Source organism: Corallococcus exercitus, from assembly GCF_003611585.1.
Lineage (GTDB): Bacteria > Myxococcota > Myxococcia > Myxococcales > Myxococcaceae > Corallococcus > Corallococcus exercitus.
Map to the genome: position 1 here is coordinate 1 of NZ_RAVW01000682.1, position 3036 is coordinate 3036.

The window sequence follows — 3036 nt, forward strand, 5'->3', positions numbered from 1 at the left end:
GTGGGGGCCTTCGCGCTGAACGGGGGGCTGCCGCCGCCTCCCGCGGACGTGGACCGGAGCACGCCGGCGGCGACGGCGGCGGGGTTCCTGGACGCGGCGCATGCGCGGGACGCGGGGCGGGCGCCGCACTACCTGGACCTGTCGCGGATGCCTCCGGAGCAGCAGGCGGAGGAGGGCTTGAGGCTGGCGCGGCGGCTGGTGGTGGTGATGGACCGGACGCTGTGGCTGGACTTCGCGCGCATCGGCAAGGAGCCGGCGGGCCCGGGGGAGCGCGCGCGCCGCGAGGTGCTGGGCCAGGTGGCCACGGCGCGAGGCCCCCAGGACATCGTGCTGGAGCGGGTGGACGCGGAAGGGGGGCCCGTGTGGGTCTTCAGCGCGGACACGGTGGGCGCCATCGACACGCTGTTCCAGGAGCACGGGTCGCCCCTGCTGGAGATGCTCCCGCCGGTGTTCTTCACGCGCCCGCTGTGGGTGCTGGAGGCGTGGCAGTGGCTGGGGCTGGGGCTCGTGCTCGTGGCGGCGTGGGCGTTGGGACGGCTGGGGGAGGCGGTGACGCTGCGCGTGGGCGCCCGGGCCGCGGGGCTGACGAAGTCCGGCTGGGATGACGAGCTGCTGGCCGCGGGCCGCGGGAGCATCCGCTACGTGCTGGCGGGCGTGCTGGCGGCGGCGGGCGCGCGGCTGCTCAAGCTGCCTCCGCCGGCGCAGGCGGCGGTGGACCTGGGGGCGCGCTCGGTCATCATCGTGGCGGCGGCGCTGTTCCTGCTGCGCTTCCTCACCCGGGCGGCGCGGTTCGTGGAGGCCAAGGTCGCGCAGTCGCCGGAGGGCACGGACGTGGCGCGGGTGCGCGGGCTGCGCACGCAATTGGCCATCCTGCGGCGCGTGGTGGAGGTGGCGGTGGTGCTGGTGGCCGCGTCGCTGCTGCTCCTCCAGTTCGAGGCGGTGCGCAACGTGGGCGTGTCCCTGCTGGCGTCCGCGGGCATCGCGGGCCTGGCCATTGGCCTCGCGGCGCAGAAGTCGCTCTCCACGCTGCTCGCGGGCATCCAGCTGTCCATCACGCAGCCCATGCGCATTGGCGACACGGTCATCATCGAGAACGAGTGGGGCTGGGTGGAGGAGATCACCCTCACCTACGTCGTCGTGAAGGTGTGGGATTTGCGCCGGCTGGTCATCCCCATCACGCAGTTCCTGGAGAAGCCCTTCCAGAACTGGAGCAAGGTGTCGCCGGACATCCTGGGCACGGCGGAGCTGTACGTGGACTTCCGCACGGACGTGGCCGCGGTGCGCGCGGAGCTCAAGCGCATCCTGGAGCAGGAGTCGGCAGGGCTCTGGGACGGCAAGGCCCAGGGGCTCCAGGTGACGGACCTGAGCGAGCGGACCATGAAGCTGCGCGCGCTGGTGAGCTGCTCGGACGCGGGCAAGGCGTGGGACCTGCGTTGCCTGGTGCGCGAGAAGCTGGTGGCCTACCTCCAGGCCCAGCCGCACGGGCTGCCGCTGCTGCGCGCGGAGGCCACGCCCCTGCCCTTCCCGGAGGAGAAGGCCGCGGGGCCGGCGCTCATGGCCACTCGCGTGGGCAACAACGCCCGCGTCGAACCGCAGCGCTGAGCGCCGGACTCAGCGCCACGCGCCCACGGAGAGCTTGCGCTCTTCCGCGATGGGCTGGAGCCGCTCGCGCAGCTGTTCGCGCCCCTGGTGGAGCCACCAGCCCACCGTGCCCGTGGAGCGGCCCACCTGGGCGCCGATGCTCACGTAGGAGCGCCCCTGCGCGCGCAGGTGGAACACCTCCCGCTGCTGCGGCGGCAGGCGGTCCACCGCCTCGCGCAGGTCCTTCTCCTGGATGAAGGTCCAGAGCTCGCCGCCCTCGTGCTCCTCCGGGTCGTCCGCGAGCACCGTCACCCAGCCCGCGTTCACCGCCTTGCGCTGCTCCGCGCGGTGGTGGCGCAAGAGGCTGATGGCCCGCGTGTTGATGACCCGCCCCGTCCACGCCCGGAAGGCCTCCGCCCCCTGCAGGTGCAGCTGCTCCTTCCACGCCTCGTCCAGCGCGTGCTGCACCAGGTCCTCCGCGTCCGCCGCGTTCCCCAGGATGCGCTGGGCGTGCTTCAAGAGCCCCGAACGGAACTGCATGACCAGCGCCGCGAACGTCTGCATCTCTTTGTCAGCCATGGAAGTGCCCCCCGAGCCGCGTTCCGTGCACGACCATGATGACCAAGGTTTTCAAATACGGCGTCGCATTCTTTCCGGGAATTACCCAGAGTGTCTGGAAATCCTATCCCACCCGGGGATTTCCACCGCTGCTGTCCCGAATGCATCCAGTGTCTGTCTTTCGGGTGTCCACCGGGGGCATGCGCCCCGGGGTTTCCGACAGAAACCTGCCGGGATGATCAGCAGTCGTCATCCCGGCAGGTGCTGCCCGACGACGGCCCTCCGGGGCGATTGACTGGCCCGGAGACCCGCTCACTGGCAGCTGTAATAGGGCAGCGAGCAGATGTTCTCGAACACCGCCGCGTTGCAGGTGTCCTGGCCGGGGACGAAGTCGCACAGGTTCCCGATGCCGGGGCCGTAGTCACCGCAGTTGTATTCGATGCGCTGACCCTGGTTGTAGAAGACGGCCACCGTCACGATTTGACTGGTGCCGTTGGTGAAACAGATGTCCTGGTTGCCCAGCATGTCCACCGTGTAGACCTCGTTGGGGTTGTTGATGCGGCACTCCACCGTGCAGCTCGTCACCGGCGTGGGCGGGCTGAACCCATACATGAACGTGGTGGGCTGGCCGCTCAACGCCCCGAAGGTGCCGGCCGGTGCCGGCGTGGTGGCCAGCGGATTGCCCGTGCCGTCCCAGCTCGCCTGCCCCAGCGAATAGGTGCTCGCGCCCACGGTGGACAGGGCGTTGAGCGCGGCGGGCTCGCTGGCCGCGGCGCCGTAGTACGTGCGGAAGGAGCGCGTGCGCCCCGGCGCCAGTGCCCCCAGCCGGAAGTCGAAGTGCGCCCCCTGGTCCGAGGGGCCCAGGTCCACGTACGCACTCACGGGGCCGGGGAGCAC

General features: G+C 71.2%; 2 protein-coding genes and 1 pseudogene. 1 reads left to right on the forward strand and 2 read right to left on the reverse strand.

All coding sequences use genetic code 11. The annotated features are described in order from the left end of the window. A complete protein-coding gene (locus tag D7W79_RS40770; RefSeq protein ID WP_120530582.1) occupies positions 1-1602 on the forward strand; it encodes a mechanosensitive ion channel family protein in 1602 nt (533 codons plus the stop codon). 9 nt (positions 1603-1611) lie between these two features. On the opposite strand, the gene D7W79_RS40775 is transcribed toward D7W79_RS40770, so the two are convergent. Then, positions 1612-2160 carry an RNA polymerase sigma factor gene (locus D7W79_RS40775; protein WP_120530583.1) on the reverse strand — a complete coding sequence of 183 codons (549 nt, stop codon included), beginning with the start codon at positions 2158-2160 and terminating at the stop codon, positions 1612-1614. 291 nt (positions 2161-2451) lie between these two features. Then, positions 2452-3036 (reverse strand): annotated as a pseudogene (locus D7W79_RS44115) (hypothetical protein); the annotation flags it as partial.